21 protein-coding genes and 4 tRNA genes are annotated in these 18,069 nt (G+C 67.2%); 8 read left to right on the forward strand and 17 right to left on the reverse strand.

The window, feature by feature from the left end:
- The 3 genes from ON19_RS27255 to rplJ all read right to left on the reverse strand — a co-directional run.
- On the reverse strand, positions 1–435 hold a 435-nt coding region (locus ON19_RS27255), incomplete at its 3' end, for an ABC transporter ATP-binding protein (RefSeq protein ID WP_157229863.1).
- Between the two features lie 187 nt (positions 436–622).
- Positions 623–1,003, reverse strand: a complete 381-nt coding sequence (gene rplL / locus ON19_RS27260; protein WP_043698929.1) for a 50S ribosomal protein L7/L12 — start codon at positions 1,001–1,003, stop codon at positions 623–625.
- A 54-nt stretch (positions 1,004–1,057) separates the two neighbouring features.
- Positions 1,058–1,597, reverse strand: coding sequence for a 50S ribosomal protein L10 (gene rplJ, locus ON19_RS27265; protein WP_043698931.1), 540 nt, complete (start codon positions 1,595–1,597; stop codon positions 1,058–1,060).
- A 442-nt stretch (positions 1,598–2,039) separates the two neighbouring features.
- Between rplJ and ON19_RS27270 the strand changes: the two genes are divergently transcribed.
- A complete protein-coding gene (locus ON19_RS27270) occupies positions 2,040–3,662 on the forward strand; it encodes an MFS transporter (protein WP_086006733.1) in 1,623 nt (540 codons plus the stop codon).
- A gap of 63 nt (positions 3,663–3,725) precedes the next feature.
- Here ON19_RS27270 and ON19_RS27275 read toward each other — a convergent pair whose 3' ends face one another.
- From ON19_RS27275 to ON19_RS27325, 11 genes are all read right to left on the reverse strand, one after another.
- Positions 3,726–4,265 (reverse strand): NADPH-dependent FMN reductase, encoded by a 540-nt coding sequence (locus ON19_RS27275; protein WP_043698932.1) that lies wholly within the window; start codon positions 4,263–4,265, stop codon positions 3,726–3,728.
- Between the two features lie 98 nt (positions 4,266–4,363).
- Positions 4,364–5,077: a 50S ribosomal protein L1 gene (rplA, locus tag ON19_RS27280; protein ID WP_043698933.1), complete on the reverse strand. Its 714-nt coding sequence runs from the start codon at positions 5,075–5,077 to the stop codon at positions 4,364–4,366.
- A gap of 151 nt (positions 5,078–5,228) precedes the next feature.
- Positions 5,229–5,663, reverse strand: a complete 435-nt coding sequence (gene rplK / locus ON19_RS27285) for a 50S ribosomal protein L11 (protein WP_043698934.1) — start codon at positions 5,661–5,663, stop codon at positions 5,229–5,231.
- A gap of 96 nt (positions 5,664–5,759) precedes the next feature.
- Complete coding sequence (nusG, locus tag ON19_RS27290; RefSeq protein ID WP_043698970.1) at positions 5,760–6,542, reverse strand: transcription termination/antitermination protein NusG; 783 nt, start codon at positions 6,540–6,542, stop codon at positions 5,760–5,762.
- A gap of 119 nt (positions 6,543–6,661) precedes the next feature.
- On the reverse strand, positions 6,662–7,051 hold the full coding sequence (secE, locus tag ON19_RS27295) for a preprotein translocase subunit SecE (protein WP_043698936.1): 390 nt from the start codon (positions 7,049–7,051) through the stop codon (positions 6,662–6,664).
- 108 nt (positions 7,052–7,159) lie between these two features.
- Positions 7,160–7,232 (reverse strand) — tRNA-Trp (locus ON19_RS27300).
- Positions 7,233–7,453: 221 nt separating this feature from the next.
- Positions 7,454–8,521 carry a fused (3R)-hydroxyacyl-ACP dehydratase subunits HadA/HadB gene (locus ON19_RS27305; protein ID WP_043698971.1) on the reverse strand — a complete coding sequence of 356 codons (1,068 nt, stop codon included), beginning with the start codon at positions 8,519–8,521 and terminating at the stop codon, positions 7,454–7,456.
- Between the two features lie 183 nt (positions 8,522–8,704).
- Complete coding sequence (gene rpmG, locus ON19_RS27310; protein WP_011211653.1) at positions 8,705–8,875, reverse strand: 50S ribosomal protein L33; 171 nt, start codon at positions 8,873–8,875, stop codon at positions 8,705–8,707.
- Between the two features lie 42 nt (positions 8,876–8,917).
- Positions 8,918–8,993, reverse strand: a tRNA-Met gene (locus ON19_RS27315).
- Positions 8,994–9,069: 76 nt separating this feature from the next.
- Positions 9,070–9,142 (reverse strand) — tRNA-Thr (locus ON19_RS27320).
- A 511-nt stretch (positions 9,143–9,653) separates the two neighbouring features.
- Positions 9,654–9,736 (reverse strand) — tRNA-Tyr (locus ON19_RS27325).
- Between the two features lie 174 nt (positions 9,737–9,910).
- Here ON19_RS27325 and ON19_RS27330 point away from each other — a divergent pair.
- On the forward strand, positions 9,911–10,402 hold the full coding sequence (locus tag ON19_RS27330) for a YajQ family cyclic di-GMP-binding protein (protein ID WP_043698938.1): 492 nt from the start codon (positions 9,911–9,913) through the stop codon (positions 10,400–10,402).
- A gap of 72 nt (positions 10,403–10,474) precedes the next feature.
- Here ON19_RS27330 and htpX read toward each other — a convergent pair whose 3' ends face one another.
- Positions 10,475–11,356, reverse strand: coding sequence for a zinc metalloprotease HtpX (gene htpX / locus ON19_RS27335; protein ID WP_043698940.1), 882 nt, complete (start codon positions 11,354–11,356; stop codon positions 10,475–10,477).
- A 100-nt stretch (positions 11,357–11,456) separates the two neighbouring features.
- Positions 11,457–12,497: a polyprenyl synthetase family protein gene (locus tag ON19_RS27340; RefSeq protein ID WP_051169357.1), complete on the reverse strand. Its 1,041-nt coding sequence runs from the start codon at positions 12,495–12,497 to the stop codon at positions 11,457–11,459.
- A 223-nt stretch (positions 12,498–12,720) separates the two neighbouring features.
- Here ON19_RS27340 and ON19_RS27345 point away from each other — a divergent pair, with 223 nt between their 5' ends.
- From ON19_RS27345 to ON19_RS27355, 3 genes are read left to right on the forward strand one after another with little or no spacing between them, the layout of a single operon-like run.
- A complete protein-coding gene (locus ON19_RS27345; RefSeq protein WP_043698974.1) occupies positions 12,721–13,989 on the forward strand; it encodes a geranylgeranyl reductase family protein in 1,269 nt (422 codons plus the stop codon).
- A gap of 16 nt (positions 13,990–14,005) precedes the next feature.
- The gene (locus ON19_RS27350; protein ID WP_043698942.1) at positions 14,006–14,434 is read left to right on the forward strand and encodes a helix-turn-helix transcriptional regulator; all 429 of its coding nucleotides are present in this window, start codon (positions 14,006–14,008) and stop codon (positions 14,432–14,434) included.
- Between the two features lie 57 nt (positions 14,435–14,491).
- Positions 14,492–14,929: a VOC family protein gene (locus tag ON19_RS27355; RefSeq protein ID WP_043698944.1), complete on the forward strand. Its 438-nt coding sequence runs from the start codon at positions 14,492–14,494 to the stop codon at positions 14,927–14,929.
- Between the two features lie 45 nt (positions 14,930–14,974).
- Here the strand turns inward: ON19_RS27355 and ON19_RS27360 are convergent, their stop codons facing one another.
- Positions 14,975–15,481 (reverse strand): DUF2505 domain-containing protein, encoded by a 507-nt coding sequence (locus tag ON19_RS27360; RefSeq protein WP_043698976.1) that lies wholly within the window; start codon positions 15,479–15,481, stop codon positions 14,975–14,977.
- 39 nt (positions 15,482–15,520) lie between these two features.
- Here ON19_RS27360 and ON19_RS27365 point away from each other — a divergent pair, with 39 nt between their 5' ends.
- The 3 genes from ON19_RS27365 to ON19_RS27375 all read left to right on the forward strand — a co-directional run bounded on the left by ON19_RS27365 (position 15,521) and on the right by ON19_RS27375 (position 18,029).
- A complete protein-coding gene (locus tag ON19_RS27365; protein ID WP_083899665.1) occupies positions 15,521–15,994 on the forward strand; it encodes a DUF3592 domain-containing protein in 474 nt (157 codons plus the stop codon).
- Between the two features lie 124 nt (positions 15,995–16,118).
- A complete protein-coding gene (locus ON19_RS27370; protein ID WP_043698945.1) occupies positions 16,119–17,261 on the forward strand; it encodes a glycosyltransferase family 4 protein in 1,143 nt (380 codons plus the stop codon).
- 63 nt (positions 17,262–17,324) lie between these two features.
- Complete coding sequence (locus tag ON19_RS27375; RefSeq protein ID WP_043698947.1) at positions 17,325–18,029, forward strand: demethylmenaquinone methyltransferase; 705 nt, start codon at positions 17,325–17,327, stop codon at positions 18,027–18,029.
- The last annotated feature ends 40 nt before the right edge of the window (positions 18,030–18,069 follow it).

The following is an 18,069-nucleotide window of genomic DNA, read 5'->3' on the forward strand; positions in this document are numbered from 1 at the left end:
TTCCAGCTTCTCCATGACGATCTTCTTGATCTCGGATTCGCTCTTCTTGGTGTGCTCGCGCAACGGGAAGGCCACGTTGTCGAACAGATGCATCGACCCGAACAGCGCTCCGTCCTGGAACAGCACGCCGAACAGCTTGCGGATCTCGTAGAGCTGCTTGTTGGAGCAGGTGGTGATATCGGTGCCGTCGATGTAGATGGAGCCGCGTTCCGGGCGCAGAAGTCCGATCAGCGACTTCAGGAACACCGACTTACCGGTGCCGGATGGACCCAACAGCGCGCTGACCTCGCCCGAGGGCAACGTCAGAGACACGTCCTGCCAAATTCGCTGGGAACCGAAAGACTTGGTTACACTCTCGGTCCTGACCTCGACGCCCACGCCAACCTCCACAATTCTCAGCGAGCTGCCCCACCGGCGAACCGCGCGCTCGGTCATCACGGTGCGTCACGTCACAGTGGGTTCGGTCACTGTAACTCATGGGACAGATCGGGCACACCCCAACCTGACTGCGGAGTAACTCCGCAATCCTTTCGGTATCGGTAGTAGCGGCCAGGTTGCCGGAAAACGCAAACGGGCGGTCCCCACAAAGGGGACCGCCCGTTCGGCGTGTTCCGGTCGGGAATTACTTGACCGAGACCTTGGCGCCGGCCTCTTCCAGCTTCGCCTTGGCGGCCTCGGCGGCATCCTTGGCGACCTTCTCCAGGATCGGCTTCGGAGCGCTCTCGACGAGGTCCTTGGCTTCCTTCAGGCCCAGGCCGGAGACGATCTCGCGGACCACCTTGATGACCTGGATCTTCTTGTCGCCCGCGCCCTCGAGGACGACGTCGAACTCGTCCTGCTCCTCGGCAGCCTCGGCCGGAGCGGCGGCACCGCCGACGGCGGCGACGGCGACCGGAGCGGCAGCGGTGACCTCGAACTTCTCCTCGAACTTCTTCACGAAGTCCGACAGCTCGAGCAGGGTCATGTTGCCGAAGGTCTCGAGCAGTTCGTCAACGTTGGCCATTGTTGTTTCCTTTCGGTAGCTGATGTCTATGCGGGCGAGTCGTGCCGCCCGGTCTTACTCGGCGGCAGATCCGCCTTCTTCGGCCTGCTTCTTCTCCTGCAGCGCGGCGGCCAGGCGGGCCACCTGCGAGGCGGGAGCGTTGAACAGACCGGCGGCCTTGGCGAGGTTGCCCTTCAGCGCGCCGGCCAGCTTGGCCAGCAGCACCTCGCGGGTTTCCAGGTCGGCGATCCGCTCGACCTCGGACACGGACAGCGGAGCGCCGTCCATGTAGCCGCCCTTGATGATGAGCGCCTTGTTGTCCTTCGCGAAGGTCTTCAGGGCCTTGGCCGCGTTGACCGGCTCACCGGTGATGAAGGTGATCGCGGTCGGTCCGACGAACAGGTCGTCGAGGCCTTCCACGCCCGCCTCTGCGGCGGCCCGCTTGACCAGGGTGTTCTTGGCGACGGAGTACGTGGCTTCGGCGCCGAGCGCGCGCCGCAGCTCGGTGAGCTTGCCGACCGACAGGCCACGGTATTCCGTGACGACGGTGGCCGTCGAGCTCTTGAACTGCTCCGCGATCTCCTCGACCGCGGTGACCTTCTCGGGTTTTGCCATACTTCGCCTCCTCTCTGATTGGTCGGTTCGTATACGCGAACTACCGATCAGGGGCCGGCGACAAAACAAACGCCCCGAACGCAGAGCGTTCCGGGGCGCAACAGAAAACCGATTCGGGACAGACCCGGACCAATTCCCAGCCTCGGCTCTCCCTGCGTGGGCCGCCGGCAATGTCGCCGGACCTTCGACCGAACCCATACGGGATCGGCGACCAACGGTCTTCGGTAGAACGGATTGGGTAGCGATCGAACTCGTCGATAACTGCTGTCCAATGTACCTGCATAGGTTCCCATCTGCCAAAACGGCCCCGGCGAGAACCGGATCGAAACCCGTTTCACCGTTCTACAGCTGTGTCGCGACTCACATTTGAACTCGACTGTGGCCGACATCGCCCAAGAAAAGTGTTACTCGCGGTGACAGATAGCCCGTAGGCTGCCGAACTATGGCAATCTCCATAGTCGATCCACCGAAGGTGCTGGAACGACGCACCGCCCGCTTCGCCGCCTTGGCCGTGATCTGCCTGGCGGAACTACTCGTCGTCCTGGACAACACCATCGTCAACGTGGCGCTGCCCTCCCTCGGCGTCGACCTGTCCACCGGCATCAGCGGCCTGCAATGGGTGGTCGACGCGTACACGCTGACCTTCGCAGGACTCTTGCTCGCTTTCGGCAACCTGGGCGACCGGTACGGCCGTCGGCGCGTGATGATGATCGGCCTGGCCGGTGTCGCCGTCATGTCGATCGGCGGCGCACTGGCGGACTCCATGGGCGCGGTCATCGCGGCGCGCGCCGCCATGGGCGTCTTCGCCGCCGCCGTCTTCCCCGCGACGCTCGCGCTGATCATCAATATCTTCACCGAACGAAGGGAGCGCGCGCTCGCCGTCGCCGCGTGGACCGCCATGGCGGGCTTCGCGATCGCCATCGGCCCCATCTCGGGCGGCTGGTTGCTCGAACACTTCACCTGGCACGCGGTGTTCTGGATCAATGTGCCTGCCGCGCTGGTCGCCGCGGTCGCGACGCTGATCTGGGTGCCCGAGTCGCGCTCGTCCCGGGTGGGCAGACTCGACGTGCTCGGCATAGCGCTGTCCGTCACCGGCATCACGTCGCTGGTGTGGTCGATCATCGAGGCGCCGCGACACGGCTGGCTGTCGGTGCCGACGCTGGGCACCGCCGCGCTCGGCGCCGCGCTGCTCACCGGATTCGTCGCCTGGGAATTGCGCACCGCCACACCGATTCTCGATCTGCGACTGTTCCGCGATCGCCGATTCTCCATGCCCGCGCTGGCCATCGCGGTCGGCTATTTCTCGATGTTCGGCTTCCTGTTCCTCATCACCCAGTATTTCCAGGGCGTACGGGAATACACGCCACTCGAATTCGGCATCGCCTCTTTGCCCTTCGCGTTGTCGGTCGCCGCGGGCGCTCCCATCGCCACCCTTCTCGCACAACGGCTCGGCGCCACGCCCGTCATCGTGTTCGGTCTGCTGCTGACCGGAGCCGGTCTCTACCTCGGTGGTCAGGTGACCGTGGACAGCGGCTATCTGACCGACGTGCTGCCGTCGATGGTCTCGATGGCGCTCGGCCTGGCCATCGTGCAGGGACCGGCCACCGAATCGATCATGAACTCACTGCCGCTGAACGAGGCGGGCGCCGGATCCGCGGTCAACGACACCACCCGGGAGATCGGCGGCACGCTCGGCGTCGCCGTGCTCGGCTCGATCGTGGCTTCCTACTACAGCAGTCGCATCGCACCGCGCATCGACGCCGTACCTGCCGGGCTGATGAACGACGACGAGAAGGGCCTGGTGAAAGCCAGCCTGCTCAGTGTGATCGAAATGCGTAAACGTCCGCTGCCGCCGTTCTTCGAGACCCAGCGCGAGAACCTGATCGTCGCGATGAAGACCGCGATGCTCGAAGGTTCGCACGCCGCGTCGCTGGTGGCCGCGGGCGCGGTCGCCGTGTGCGCCGTGCTCGTGGCGATCTTCCTGCCGTGGGGCGCGCGGTCCGGCGAGTCCATGCTGCTCGGATGGCGGAAATCGGCTGATTCGCAGGGTGATCCGACGCCATAGCGCCGATCGGACACCGCCCCCGCCCAGCAGGAAGATGCCGCGCCCTCAGCCAGGTAGCGTCCTCTAGGGCCTCGCGCGCTCGGCATGCCGTACGAGCCCGCGCAGCACGGCGGAAGCACCGGACCGGAATTCGGCGGTGGCGATCAGTCCGTCCGGGCCGACGTCCTCGCGCAGCACCGGCACTCGTGCGCCCACGTCGGGATCGACGTCGGCGCCTACATATCCCAGCACACTGCGCAGGGTCGCGGTCGCGCCATCGCCGCGCCCAGCGGGCGCGACGGTGATCCACGAGACCGGCTTGCGGTAGAGATCACCGGTGCCGACGGTCCAGTCCAGCAGGTTCTTCAGGCTGCCCGGCAAGGTGCCCGCGTATTCCGGGGTGCACCACAGCACGGCGTCGGCGCGCGAAAGTTGTTCACGAAGCGCGAGGACCGATGAATGAGAGGTGCCGTCGTCGTCCGGGTTGAAGGCGGGCAACTCCGCGAGGCCGTCGTACCAGCGGGTTTCGACGCCGTCCGGGGCGATCGCCGAGACCGTCCGCAGAGCGGCGGAATTCGTGGAGGCGGCGCGAGTGCTGCCGGAGATCAACAGAACAACGGTCACACTGAGCCCAACGACGGCGCGGGGCTGTTTTAGTCCGGATACGCACAACGGCGGGAACGCGTATGCGTTCCCGCCGTTGTGGTCAGCTCAGCTGCTGCTTACGCTTCGTCTTCGAGGAGGTTGCGGGTGCGGTTCGGGTCCACCGGGATGCCCGGTCCGGTGTTCGTCGAGACCGTCACCTTCTTGACGTAGCGGCCCTTGGCGGTCGACGGCTTGGCACGCAGGATCTCGTCCAGCGCGGCGCCGTAATTCTCCACCAGCTTGTTGTCGTCGAAGGACGCCTTGCCGATGACGAAGTGCAGGTTGGCCTGCTTGTCGACGCGGAAGTTGATCTTGCCGCCCTTGATGTCGTTGACGGCCTTGGTCACGTCGGTGGTGACCGTGCCCGTCTTCGGGTTCGGCATCAGGCCGCGCGGGCCGAGAACGCGCGCGATCCGGCCGACCTTGGCCATCTGGTCCGGGGTGGCGATCGCGGCGTCGAAGTCCAGCCAGCCGCCCTGGATCCGCTCGATCAGGTCCTCGGCGCCGACGGCGTCGGCGCCCGCGGCCTCGGCCTCGGCTGCCTTCTCGCCCGCCGCGAACACGATGACGCGGGCGGTCTTACCGGTGCCGTGCGGCAGGTTGACCGTGCCGCGGACCATCTGGTCCGCCTTGCGGGGATCCACACCCAGACGCACGGCGACCTCGACGGTCGCGTCGGTCTTGGTGGTGGAGGTCTCCTTCGCCAGGCGCGCGGCGGCCAGCGGGGAGTAGAGCTTATTGCGATCGACCTTCTCGGCCGCGGCGAGGTACGCCTTGCTTCGTTTTGCCATGATTCTCTGTCCTGTTCGATCCGCGGCGCTCCCGGGGCTCTCCGTGGTCACGCAGGCTTCCGCCTCCGAGCCCGTCGCTCGCGCCGCTGTGTTGGTAGTTCAGACGTGGTTATCGGGCCTGGCCGGCCCTCCCACCAGGGAGCGATTCCGCTCAGCCTTCGACGGTGATGCCCATCGAACGCGCGGTACCCGCGATGATCTTGGCCGCCTGCTCGAGGTCGTTGGCGTTCAGATCTTCCTGCTTGGTCTTGGCGATCTCACGCACCTGGTCCATGGTCACCTTGGCGACCTTGAGGCGGTGCGGCTCCGCCGAGCCCTTCTGCACGCCTGCGGCCTTGAGCAGCAGCTTGGCGGCGGGCGGGGTCTTCAGCTTGAAGTCGAACGACCGGTCCTCGTACACCGAGATCTCGACCGGGATGACGTTGCCACGCTGCGACTCGGTCGCGGCGTTGTACGCCTTGCAGAACTCCATGATGTTGACGCCGTGCTGACCGAGCGCGGGGCCGACCGGAGGGGCCGGGTTCGCCTGGCCGGCCTGGATCTGAAGCTTGATGATCCCGGCGAGCTTCTTCTTCTTGGGGGGCATCTTTCTTTCCTAGGTGTTTGTTGTCCTTGCTCTTTGCAAGTCTGGTGCGTCAACCCGCGGCGCGGGCCGATTCATCCCGTCGCTGACGGAACGGATCTAGATCTTCGCGACCTGGGTGAACGCCAGCTCGACCGGGGTCTCGCGGCCGAAGATCGACACGAGCACCTTGAGCTTCTGCTGTTCGGCGTTGACCTCGGAGATGCTGGCGGGCAGCGTCGCGAACGGGCCGTCCATGACGGTCACCGACTCGCCGACCTCGAAGTCGACCTCGATGACCGGCTTCGGCGCGACTTCGCCACCCGCCGACTCGGCGCTCGCCGAGGCGGCCGCCGCGGACGGCTTCTTCTGCTGCTGCGCGGCCGGGACCAGGAACTTCACCACGTCATCGATGGACAGCGGCGACGGGCGCGAGGTGGCGCCGACGAATCCGGTGACGCCCGGGGTGTTGCGCACCGCGCCCCACGACTCGTCGTTCAGCTCCATCCGGACCAGGATGTAACCGGGCAGCACCTTGCGGTTGACGTGTTTGCGCTGCCCGTTCTTGATCTCGGTGACCTCTTCGGTGGGCACCTCCACCTGGAAGATGTAGTCCTCCAGGTCCAGGTTCTGCACGCGGGTCTCGAGGTTGGCCTTCACCTTGTTCTCGTAGCCGGCGTAGGAGTGGATGACGTACCACTCGCCGGGGGCGCGCCGCAGCGCGGCCTTCATCTCGGCGACGGGATCGGCGGGCTCGGCGTCGACGGCAGGGGCGGACTCAGCGGGCTCCGATTCCTCGACCGCGGGCTCGTCGGTCGCGAACTCCTCGACGGAGTCGGTGGGCTCGGCCACCGCGTCGTCGGCCGGGAACTTGTCGTGTGTGTCGTTCTCCGGGGTGCTCACTGGGGCACTCGCTTCCTGTGTCGTCACGTACATCCTCTGCGTGCCGGGCCGGGCGCGCGGCGAAATCACTGCCACCCGTGTCCGCCCCGGGATCGGCTACCGGCGTCGGCGTCGTTCAGCTAGCCGAACAGCCAGTTGACACCCTTGATGAACGCCAGATCCAACCCGCTGATGAACGCGACCATGAAAATCACGAACACCAGAACAACGCTCGTATAGGTGACCATCTGCTTCCGGTTGGGCCAGATCACCTTGCGCAGTTCCGCGATGACCTCGCGCAGGAACTTGATCAAACGCTTGAACGGATTACCCGACTTGCGTTCGGCCCGATCGGTCTTGGTTGCCTTTCGCGGACGGTCGAGCGTGGCGACCGTGCCCGTGTCGACCTGAGAAGACGCAGCGCGAGTCCGCCGAGCAGACCGCTTTCCGCTCGGCCGTGTCGCCGCGGCGGTGTCATCGCCTTGGTCGGCGGCATGTGCGCCGCGGCGAATGTCCCGCTCGTCGCTCACGCCTTCTCCTCGCTGCGCTCGGTGCCGCCGTGCGCGATGCGCGCTGTGCCAATGGCTCGCTCGCTACGCTCGCTCACGTCGATCCTCTCTCGTCGCTGGCAATCAGGGCAGGGGCGACAGGACTTGAACCTGCAACCTGCGGTTTTGGAGACCGCTGCTCTGCCAGTTGAGCTACGCCCCTTCGGTTGGACACTGATGGCCGTCCAACCACTGTTCGATATTCAGTTGTGCACTGGTGTCACACAACACGCGCGCCACTCCGGCAGTTGCCGGCCCCGTCGGTGCTCCTCGCGGATCACCTGGAACCAGCCCCTCAGAGCAGCGCGCAGCGGCTGGCGACCCCAGAAACCTGAGTGTACGTTACCGTGCGCGCCATTAGCCAATCCGGGTCGCCGTAGCTGGTCAGGCCAGCTGCACCGTCGCGGTGGCGCGGCCGAAGATCTTCTTCCCCGCCGCCTTCGCCACGATCGCCACGACCGCGGTCTTGCTCTCCGGATCGACCGATTTCACCTTACCGGTGTACTCGACCTCGGCGGCCTCGTCGGTGCCCACGTAGACCGGGCTCGTGAAGCGGACGTTGTACTCCTTGATCGCGCCGGGATCGCCGAGCCAGGAGGTGACGAATCCGCCACCGAGGCCCATGGTGAGCATGCCGTGGGCGACGACGTTCTCCAGCCCGACCAGCTTCACCACCTCGTCGCTCCAGTGGATCGGGTTGGCGTCGCCGGAGACGCCCGCGTAGTTCACCAGATCGCCGCGGGTGAGCCGAACGGTGCGGGCGGGCAGCTCGTCGCCGACCGAGACGTCCTCGAAGCGGATGGCGTGCTTGGTGCGCACCGCCTCCGCCACGGGCGCGACCGGTGCGGCCGCCTCGGTCGCCGCGGGGGTGCTGCGCGGGTGATGCCCCGGCGCCTCTTCGCCGATGCCGTGCATCAGCACGTTGCGGACGGCGGCGTTGAGGTTCGGGTCGATGTCGGCACCGCTGCGCCCGACGAGCGTGGTGTACGTGGTGAGTACCAGCTCGTCGTTCTGTGCGGTGACGATGTTCTTGGTGACCATGATGTCGCCGCCGAAGGCCTGGCGGAACGAATGCAGGTAGACGTCGCAGGTGAGCTGGTCGCCGACCTTGATCGGGCGATGGAACTCGAGGATCTGGTCGGTCTGCATGATCTGGCTGAGGTCGTAACCGGTGACTACCTCCTCGAACAGCTTGCGCTGGGCCAGGATCCCGACCAGGGAGATGAAGGTGACCGGCGCGAGCAGGTTGTCGTACCCGTACTCCTGCGCCGCGTCCTCGTCCCAGTGCACCGGGTGGTAGTCCTGCACGGCGCGGGCGTATTCACGCACCTTCTCGCGGCCGACCTCGTAGTAGTCGTCGACGCGGTAGTGGTGACCGACCATCGCCGCGGCGTTTCCGGCGGGGTCGAGCGCCTCGCCCGTCTGGACCGCTTCGTCTGTACCGGTGTTGATTGTCACGGGAGGACTGTACCTATCTGACCCCGTCACCCGGAGTCTGCGGAGCGCTCACCACCGCACCCGCACCGTGAAAATGCGTCAGGGCCGGACATCTGTCCGGCCCTCGCGGTGCCACGGCCCGAGATACCGGGATGCGACTCCCGGCGCTACACCACGCGGTAGTTCACGCGTGGAGGACTAGCGGGATTCGCGGTGTGCCCGGTGCGTGCCGCAGTTCGGGCAGAACTTCTTCAGTTCCAGCCGATCCGGGTCGTTGCGCCGGTTCTTCTTGGTGATGTAGTTGCGGTGCTTGCACTGCTCGCAGGCCAAGGTGATCTTTGGCCGGACATCGGTGGACTTCGCGGCCACGATATGCCTTCTTTCCGGTACCTGATGGTCTTGTATCGGTTGTGGTAGCGATGGCCGGACTTGAACCGGCGACACAACGATTATGAGTCGTTTGCTCTACCGACTGAGCTACACCGCCACGGCGTCGCATTGCCATGGTGCCGAGCCCGCACTACGGGAGCGATGCCGAGTCGGTCACCACCGGCAATCCGGCGAGCCCCCTAACGGAATCGAACCGTTGACCTTTTCCTTACCATGGAAACGCTCTGCCGACTGAGCTAAGGGGGCATGACTACTTCCGCACCGAGCTCTGAACGCCCGACCTCAGCGCGGTGAAGTCTTGAACGAGATTACACACTCACCGGTCTCCGCACCAAACCGCGTGGTCAAAGCTGTGTTTTTTGGCCGCGCGGGCGGGCGGTTCACGGCGGGCGGGAGACTGCCGCCGCGCGTGGAACGGAAAGTGATGCGTCCTGACGACGTCGAGAAGACCGAACAATCGCCCGATCACAGGCGCCCAGCCGAAACGATTGATCGACAACGGGCGGGTAGGTGTGTGAACGGACCGAGGTGGACGCCCGAGGGGTGGATGTACACAGGCGCGATACGCGCCGACGACAGACGTCTGTCGATCGCCGCACACAAGACAATGGAACATGCGTGACCAACGCAACCACCGAAGGGGGGTCCGGGGGGCGAAGCCCCGCCGGGCGGGGCGTGGGGGTTGCACCCCCACAAGACATTACGAAGCGAGCCCTGTACGCGCTTTCTGCGTACAGGGCTCGCCTAGTGAGCGGAGTGGCAGGTGTAGGATTCGAACCTACGTAGGCTTTCACCGACAGATTTACAGTCTGCTCCCATTGGCCGCTCGGGCAACCTGCCGTTCGCGCATTGTTTCGCGCGCTGAGCAGAATACATCGAACCCACACCCTGAATGCAAACCGGCTGGCTATCGGCCGTGCGGCGCGACTACCCTCGGGTCTCCGGGTAGAACTGACGGGGGCTGGAAGCGTCCGGTTCAGCTCACCCGTCGGACCGTCAGAACAGGAGCGCAGTGTGGCTGATTCGTCTTTCGATGTTGTGAGCAAGGTCGACCGGCAGGAGGTCGACAACGCCCTGCATCAGGCGGAGAAGGAGCTCAACACCCGCTACGACTTCCGCGGCACCGGCGCGTCGATCGAATGGTCCGGCGAGGACAAGATCGTGCTCACCGCGGAGGCGGAGGAGCGCGTGAAGGCCGCGCTGGAGGTGTTCAAGGAGAAGCTGATCCGCCGCGACATCTCGCTGAAGGCGTTCGACGCGGGCGAGCCGGTCTCCTCCGGCAAGGTGTACAAGATCACCGGTTCGCTGGTGCAGGGCATCGACTCCGAGCACGCGAAGAAGATCTCCAAGAAGATCCGTGACGAGGGCCCCAAGGGCGTGAAGGCGCAGATCCAGGGCGAGGAGCTGCGGGTGAGCAGCAAGAAGCGCGACGATCTGCAGGCCGTCATCTCCCTGTTGAAGGGCGAGGATTTCGGGATCGCGCTGCAGTTCGTCAACTACCGCTGACCGCGGGCACGCAGGGCGCGGTCGCATTCATACGAAGACCAGCCGGCCGTAGACGACCTGGGCCGCAGAGACTCAGTACCGGCGCGGACCGCCCGCCATTTCCTCCAGCCGGGCGATGCGTTCGTTCATCGACGGATGGGTGGAGAACCAGCGGGTGACCTTCTCACCCGGGCGGAACGGGTTGGCGATCATCAGATGCGACTGCGCCGCCAGCCGAGGCTCCGGCGGCAGCGGGGCGCCCTGGACGCCGCGCTCGATCTTCCGCAGCGCCGACGCGAGGGCCAGCGGGTCGCCGGTGAGTTCGGCGCCGGACTGGTCGGCCTGGAATTCGCGCGAGCGCGAGACGGCCAGCTTGATCAGTGTGGCCGCGATCGGACCCAGCAGCGACACCAGCAGCACGGCCAGAATGTTCGGGCCGCCGCCATTGCGGTTGCCGCCGAACATGGACATGTACATGGCCAGATTGGCCACACCGGAGATGACCGCCGCGAGCGCCCCCGCGATGGAGGAGATGAGGATGTCGCGGTTGTAGACGTGCGAGAGTTCGTGACCGAGCACGGCCCGCAATTCCCGCTCGTCCAGAAGCTGCAGGATGCCGCTGGTGCAACAGACCGCGGCATGGCGGGGGTTGCGACCGGTGGCGAAGGCGTTGGGTGCGTTCGTGGGGCTGATGTACAGCCGCGGCATCGGCTGGCGCGCGGCGGTGGCCAGCTCACGCACGATCCGGTACATGACCGGAGCCTCCAGCTCACTGACCGGCTGCGCGTGCATAGCCTTCAACGCGATCTTGTCGCTGCTGAAGTACGCGTAGGCGTTCATGCCCACCGCGAGCACGATCGCGACGACCAGGATCGTCGGGTTGCGGAACAGCGCACCGATCAGCACGATCAGGGCCGAAAGGCCCACCATCAGCACGAAGGTCTTCAGTCCGTTCGCAAACCCGTGCCCGTGCATACGTCTCCCTTGCCGCTCCCCCGTTCACCGAGTCGCCTTACAGCAGCTCAACGATCGAAGCTTCAGGCAAAGTTCCGGTGAATCCCGCACCGCGCCGAAATCAGCCCACGCGTTCGATGGTGTAGCGCACCAGCCGCTCGAGCGCGTCGTTGGCCGGGCCGCCGGGCAGCGCGGACAGCTCGGCGTAGGCGAGGTCGGCGTAGCCCTGCAGCTTCTCCTTGGCCAGTGCCATGCCGCGCGAATCGGCCAGCAGGTCGATCGCCTCTTCGACCTCGTCGTCGGTTTCCAGCGGGCGGGCCAGCAGCTTGCGCAGGCGGTCGCCCTCGGCGCCCTCCTCGCGCAGCGCGTACAGCACCGGCAGGGTGTGCACGCCTTCGCGTAAATCGGTGCCAGGGGTCTTGCCGGACTGTTCGGAGGCGGAGGAGATGTCGATGATGTCGTCGGAGATCTGGAAGGCGGTGCCGACCGCGTCGCCGAGGCGGGCCAGGCGCTCGACGTGCTCGGGGTCGGCGCCGGAGAAGGTGCCGCCGAAACGACCGGAGGCGGCGATGAGCGAACCGGTCTTCTCCCACACCACACGCAGGTAGTGCTCGACCGGGTCCTGGGATTCGCGGGCGCCCATCGTCTCGCGCATCTGGCCGGTGACGAGTTCGGCGAAGGTCTCGGCGATGATGCGCACCGCGTCGGGACCGAGGGTGGAGGTGAGCCGGGACGCGTGCGCGAACAAGTAATCGCCCGCGAGGATGGCGATGTTGTTGCCCCACCGCGAGTTGACGCTCGGGGCGCCGCGCCGCATCGGGGCCTCGTCCATCACGTCGTCGTGGTACAGCGTGGCCAGGTGCACGAGCTCGACCACGGTGCCCGCGGTGACCAGAGCGGGATCGGTGGGGCGCGGGCCGAGCTGCCCGGTGAGGATGGTGAACAGCGGACGGAATCGCTTTCCGCCGGCCTTGGCCAGGTGCAGCGCGGCTTCCTGGAGGAATTCCGCACCGTCGGACAGCTCATCGACCAGGAGTTTCTCCACCTGGGCCAAGCCGGAGCGTACCGTGTCGGCGAGCCCGATATCGCCGAGGTCGACTCCGGCCACGACCGTGCTCACGTCGTCTCCGGCTCCGCCGTGCCCGCCGTGCGCCGTGTCCATGATTCGCTCGCCGCGCTCGCTCATGGCCGATGTGCTCATTTCTTCTCCCAGCGATGCGTCCGACCCCACGGTAGAGAACCTAGCGTGTCCCCGTCGGATGGCCCATGAACACCGTCACTCTGTGGATATTCGGTCACTATCGCATCGCCTCGCTCGTACTCGTCCGTGACGCGCGCGTGACCGCCGTCGACATGGGCGAGACAGCCCTGCGAGTATGGACCGCATGGGTTCACCCGAAGCGAGTCCCGCGAGCGACCAGGACGCGTTGCCCAGCCGCGCCGAGGTGCTGGTCGTCGGCGCGGGCCCGGCCGGATCGGCGTCGGCGGCTTGGGCGGCGCGGGCGGGACGGGATGTGGTGCTCATCGATTCCGCCGTTTTCCCCAGGGACAAGACCTGCGGTGACGGGCTGACCCCGCGCGCGACCGCGGAACTGGAGCAGCTCGGCCTCGGCGAGTGGGTGCGCGCGCACATCGTCAACCACGGCCTCCGGATGACCGGCTTCGGCCGCGAGGCCCTGCTTAGCTGGCCGGGCGGTTCCTTTCCGACTTACGGGAGCGCGGTTCCCCGAACCGAACTCGACGACAAACTGCGCGAGACGGCGGTGAAGTCCGGCGCGCGCATGGTGGACGGGACGAAGGTGGTCGATGTCACCCGCGAGGGTGATCGGGTCACCGGTGTGACGGTGCGGACAGCCGACGGTACGCGGACGATCGCCTGCCGCACGCTGGTGGTCGCCGACGGGGTGCGTTCACCGGTCGGGCGGCTGCTCGGCCGCACCTGGCACCGGCAGTACGCCTACGGCACCGCCGCGCGCGCCTACATCAAGTCCGGCCGCAGCGACGACCAGTGGATCACTTCGCACCTGGAGCTGCGCGACGCCGCCGGCGAGCTGGTTCCCGGTTACGGCTGGGTGTTCCCGCTCGGCAACGGTGAGGTCAACATCGGCGTCGGGTCGTTGGCGACCGAGCGGCGGCCCTCGCATATCGCGTTGAAACCGCTGCTCGCGCACTACACGGCGCTGCGCAGGGAGGAATGGCAGTTCGAGGGCTCGCTGCGCGCGGTGGCCTCGGCGCTGCTCCCGATGGGCGGCGCGGTGTCGAATGTCGCCGGACGCAACTGGGTGCTGATCGGTGACGCCGCGGGCTGTGTAAACCCGCTCAACGGCGAAGGCATCGACTACGGGTTGGAGGGCGGTCACCTGCTGGCCGATCTGCTGGACGAGCCCGACCTCACCGAGATCTGGCCGCAAGTGCTGCGCGCCCGCTACGGACGCACGTTCTCCGTCGCCCGGCGGATCGCGGGCCTGGCCACTCATCCGCGCATGGTGCCGCTGGGCGGTCCGCCGGTGATGCGTTCGAAGTATCTGCAGCGCACGGCCGTCCGGGTGATGGGCAACCTGGTGACCGACGAGGATGTCGACCTGACCGCGCGGGCGTGGCGGATCGCGGGCCGGACGTCGATGCGCCTCGACGAGCGTCCGCCGTTCGCTTAGGGACAGTGACGGCGCGATGGGCGAACAACGAGCGCGCGGGTTGCCCGCGCTGTATCTGCTCCCGCATCTGCGCCGAGCCAAGGACCTGGCCGACCGGCGCTACGCCGACCCGCTGAATCTGGACGAGCTGGCGGCGGCCGCCGGGGTGTCCAAATATCACTTCCTGCGCGCATTCGCCGCGGTCTACGGCCTGACGCCCGCCGCGTACCTGGCCGAGCGGCGCATCGAACGCGCGCAGGATCTGTTGCGGGCGACCAATCTCACGGTCACCGAGGTGTGCATGCTGGTCGGCTACAGCAGCCTCGGCTCGTTCAGCAGCAAGTTCCGCCAGCTGGTCGGGGTCACGCCCTCGCAGTACCAGGGGAAATTCGCCGACGGCGCGCCACGCATCCCCGGTTGTTTCGTCTTCATGCACGGGCTCTCCGACCGCAAGCCGCCCGGCTGAGCGAACGGCGCAATTTCGGAGAAGCCCGCGGCCCGGCGTCCGCCATAGCCTGGCCGCATGACGACGATTACGAACGTTTCCCTGGTCACGGTCTACGTCACGGACCAGACCGCAGCCAAGCAGTGGTACATCGACAAGCTCGGGTTCGTCGAGACCAGCGACGTCACCATGGGCGACAACGGTTTCCGCTGGGTCACCATCGCGCATCCCGCGCACCCCGAGCTGGAGATCACGCTGATGCTCCCGGGCCCGCCGCTGGACGACAACTACGCCGAGGCCGTCCGGCGCGCGCTGGCCAACGGCACGCACGGGTCGCTCGGCCTGCGGACCGAGAACTGCCAGAAGACCTTCGAAGACCTCACCGCCAAGGGAGTGGAGTTCGTGCAGCCGCCCGCGGAACGGCCCTACGGGACCGAGGCGGTCATCCGGGACAATTCCGGGAACTGGCTGGTCCTGGTGGAGCGGAAGGAATACTCGCCGCAGGACTTCGCCTAGGACGCGGCGGCGGCGCCCCGGCGCGAACCGGGGCAACGCGTCTGCTCAGGCGGTCGGCTTCGCCGACAGCCACTCCTCGATGAATTTGCGCTCGCTGTTGAGCACCCGATGGTGCAGCTGTTCGGCGAGCGGCTCGATCGCGCCGCCGACCAGGGGCACCTTCACCTGCACGGTGCCGACCACCTCGAGCTCGGAACCCTCCGCGGTGGAGCGGATCTCGTAGGACCCCGACATCGCGGTATTGATGCCGCCGGTGGTTGCTTCGAAGCTGCCCTTGGCGACCTCGCCGACCAGCGGCTGCCAGTTGTCGGTGCGGGAGAAGGTGAGTTCGCTCTTGAGCACCTTGCGGACCAGCGTGGGGACCTTGTCTTCCGCGGCCTTTTCGGTCATATGGATGCGAATGGTGCCCGCGCCGTCGGGATGCGCCAGGTCCAGCGTCGCGGTCGGGGCGTCGGCGAAACGGGCCTGCCAGACGTCGTCGGTGGTGAGTGCCCGGTGAAGATCTTCGACCGGGACGGTGTAAGGCACGGTGAAGCTGAATTTTCGGGACATGGCCGCCACGGTATCCGAGCCGCTGGGTAGCCTGTGGCGGTGTCGGAAACCAGTCAGTCCAGCGGGCGGCCGATCCGCCTGCGGCGGGCCGGGATCGGAGTGCTGATCGCCGCGACGGCGGTGAGCGTGCTCGTCGGTCTGCTGGTGCTGGCCGCGTGGCGCAACGACTATCTGATCAGCTCGGACAAGGGCAGCACCACGGCCGAGGTGCTCTCGGCGGGGCGGCTGCGCTCGGCGGTCATGTACGTCACACCGGACGGTGAGACGCACAACCCGAAGGTCGGCGTCCTGTATCCGACCAATCTGACCGCGGGTGAGCGGATTCGCGTGGAATACAACCGCAGCGACCCCGACCTGGTCCGTGTGGAAGGGCGGGACGTGCGCGTGGCCATTCCGCCCGCGTTGTCGGTCATCGTGGTGGTGTGGCTGCTCGCGCTGCCCACGCTGTGGTTGCTCTCCCGCGCGAACAGACGCGCAACCGCGCCGGTGGGCCGGCCCGCGCCGCAGGGCTGAATTCCCCGTCCGCGCGGAACGCAGTCCGGGCGGCCGCCTCACGGCCCCGACAGTTCGCCGGATCTTTCCATGTCCTTCACTTCGGCGTGAGGCCGCGGCGCGGTGCACCGTTCACGCTGGGAGCGTGCGTGTAGCGATCGTCGCGGAGTCGTTTCTGCCGAACATGAACGGCGTCGTCAACTCCGTGCTGCGGGTGCTGGAGCATCTGGACCGGCACGGGCACGACGCGCTGATCATCGCGCCGGACACTCCGCGCGGGCAGCCCGCCGCCGCGCGCGACTACGGACGTTTCCCCGTCCACCGGGTGCCCGCGGTCATGGTGCCGAAGGTCAGCTCGCTGCCGGTGGGGCTGCCGCAGCCGGGCATCGTCTCGGCCATCGAGGACTTCGACGCCGACGTGGTCCACCTGGCCTCGCCGTTTTTGCTCGGCGCCGGCGGTCTCGGCGCGGCGCTGCGACTGGACCTGCCGACCGTCGCGGTGTACCAGACCGACGTCGCGGGCTTCGCCAAGAGCTACGGACTCGGCCTGGCGAGCCGGGCCGCCTGGGGCTGGACCCGGCGCATCCACGAGGGAGCCACCCGCACGCTCGCACCCTCCCGGGCCGCGGCGGAGGACTTGGCACGGCACGGCATCCCGCGCGTGCACCGGTGGGGGCGCGGGGTCGACATCGCGCGGTTCACCCCGAGCGCCCGCTCCGAGGAGCTGCGCGCCGCCTGGCTCGCCGGCCGGGACCGCCTGCTGGTGGGCTTCGTGGGGCGGCTCGCGCCGGAGAAGCACGTCGAGCGGCTCGCGGTGCTGGGCGCCGACCCCGACATCCAGCTGGTGATCGTCGGCGACGGGCCGGAGCGGCAGCGGCTGGCCCGTCTCATGCCGACCGCCGTGTTCACCGGTGAGCTCGGCGGCGACGAGCTGGCGCGGGCGTACGCCAGCCTGGACGTGATGGTGCACGCGGGCGAGCACGAGACGTTCTGTCAGGGTGTGCAGGAGGCGCTGGCGTCGGGCATCCCGGTGATCGGCCCGGACGCGGGCGGTCCGCGCGACCTGATCGCCCACTGCCGCAACGGCTATCTGCTTCCGGTGGACCGGTTCGAAGAGTTGCTGCCCAGTGCCATCGGTGGGCTGCACGATGCGCAGCTTCGGGCCCGGTTCGCGGGGGCAGCCAGGAAGTCGGTGCTGTCGCGGACCTGGCCTGCCATCTGCACCCAGCTGATGGGCCACTACGCCGAGGTGACCGGGGCGCGGATTCGGTTGCCGCATACGGCCTGAACCCGCTCCTCCGTGATGCGTGCCACGCTCGGTTCGTAACAGACCGCGAGTTAGGGTCTTGACGTGGCGAAAACGCAATCGAACCGGGCCTCGTTGGACAAGCAGCCGCGGGAAGTCGCGTCGATGTTCGACGGCGTGGCCCGGCGATACGACCTGACCAACACGGTGATCTCCGCGGGGCAGGATCGCTACTGGCGCTGGGCGACGCGCAAGGCCCTGGCGCCGCGGCCGGGCGAACGATTGCTCGATCTCGCCGCCGGCACCGGTGTGTCCACCCTGGAGCTGCAGAAATCCGGCGCCTGGTGCTTGGCGGCCGACTTCTCCAAGGGCATGCTCAGCGCGGGCCGGTTCCGTGACGTGCCGATGGTGGCGGCCGACGCGATGGCGCTGCCGTTCGCCGACGACTCCTTCGACGCGGTGACCATCTCGTTCGGACTGCGCAACGTGGCCGACACCGATCTCGCCCTGCGTGAGATGCTGCGGGTCACCAAGCCCGGCGGCAGGCTGGTGGTGTGCGAGTTCTCCGCGCCGGTACTCCCGCTGTTCCGCACCGTGTACCTGGAGTACCTGATGAAGGCGCTGCCCAAGGTGGCCCGCGTGGTGAGCAGCAACCCCGACGCCTACGTCTACCTCGCCGAATCCATCTCCGAATGGCCGAACCAGCGCAGGCTGGCGATGCGGATCGCCGCGAACGGGTGGTCGTCGGTGAAGTGGCGCAACCTCACCGGGGGCGTTGTGGCTCTGCACCGGGCCTACAAGCTCGGCTGAGCGGAGATCTCGATCACACCTCACCATCGGTTTCGGGAGC

The organism is Nocardia abscessus NBRC 100374 (assembly GCF_000308455.1).
Classification (GTDB): domain Bacteria; phylum Actinomycetota; class Actinomycetes; order Mycobacteriales; family Mycobacteriaceae; genus Nocardia; species Nocardia abscessus.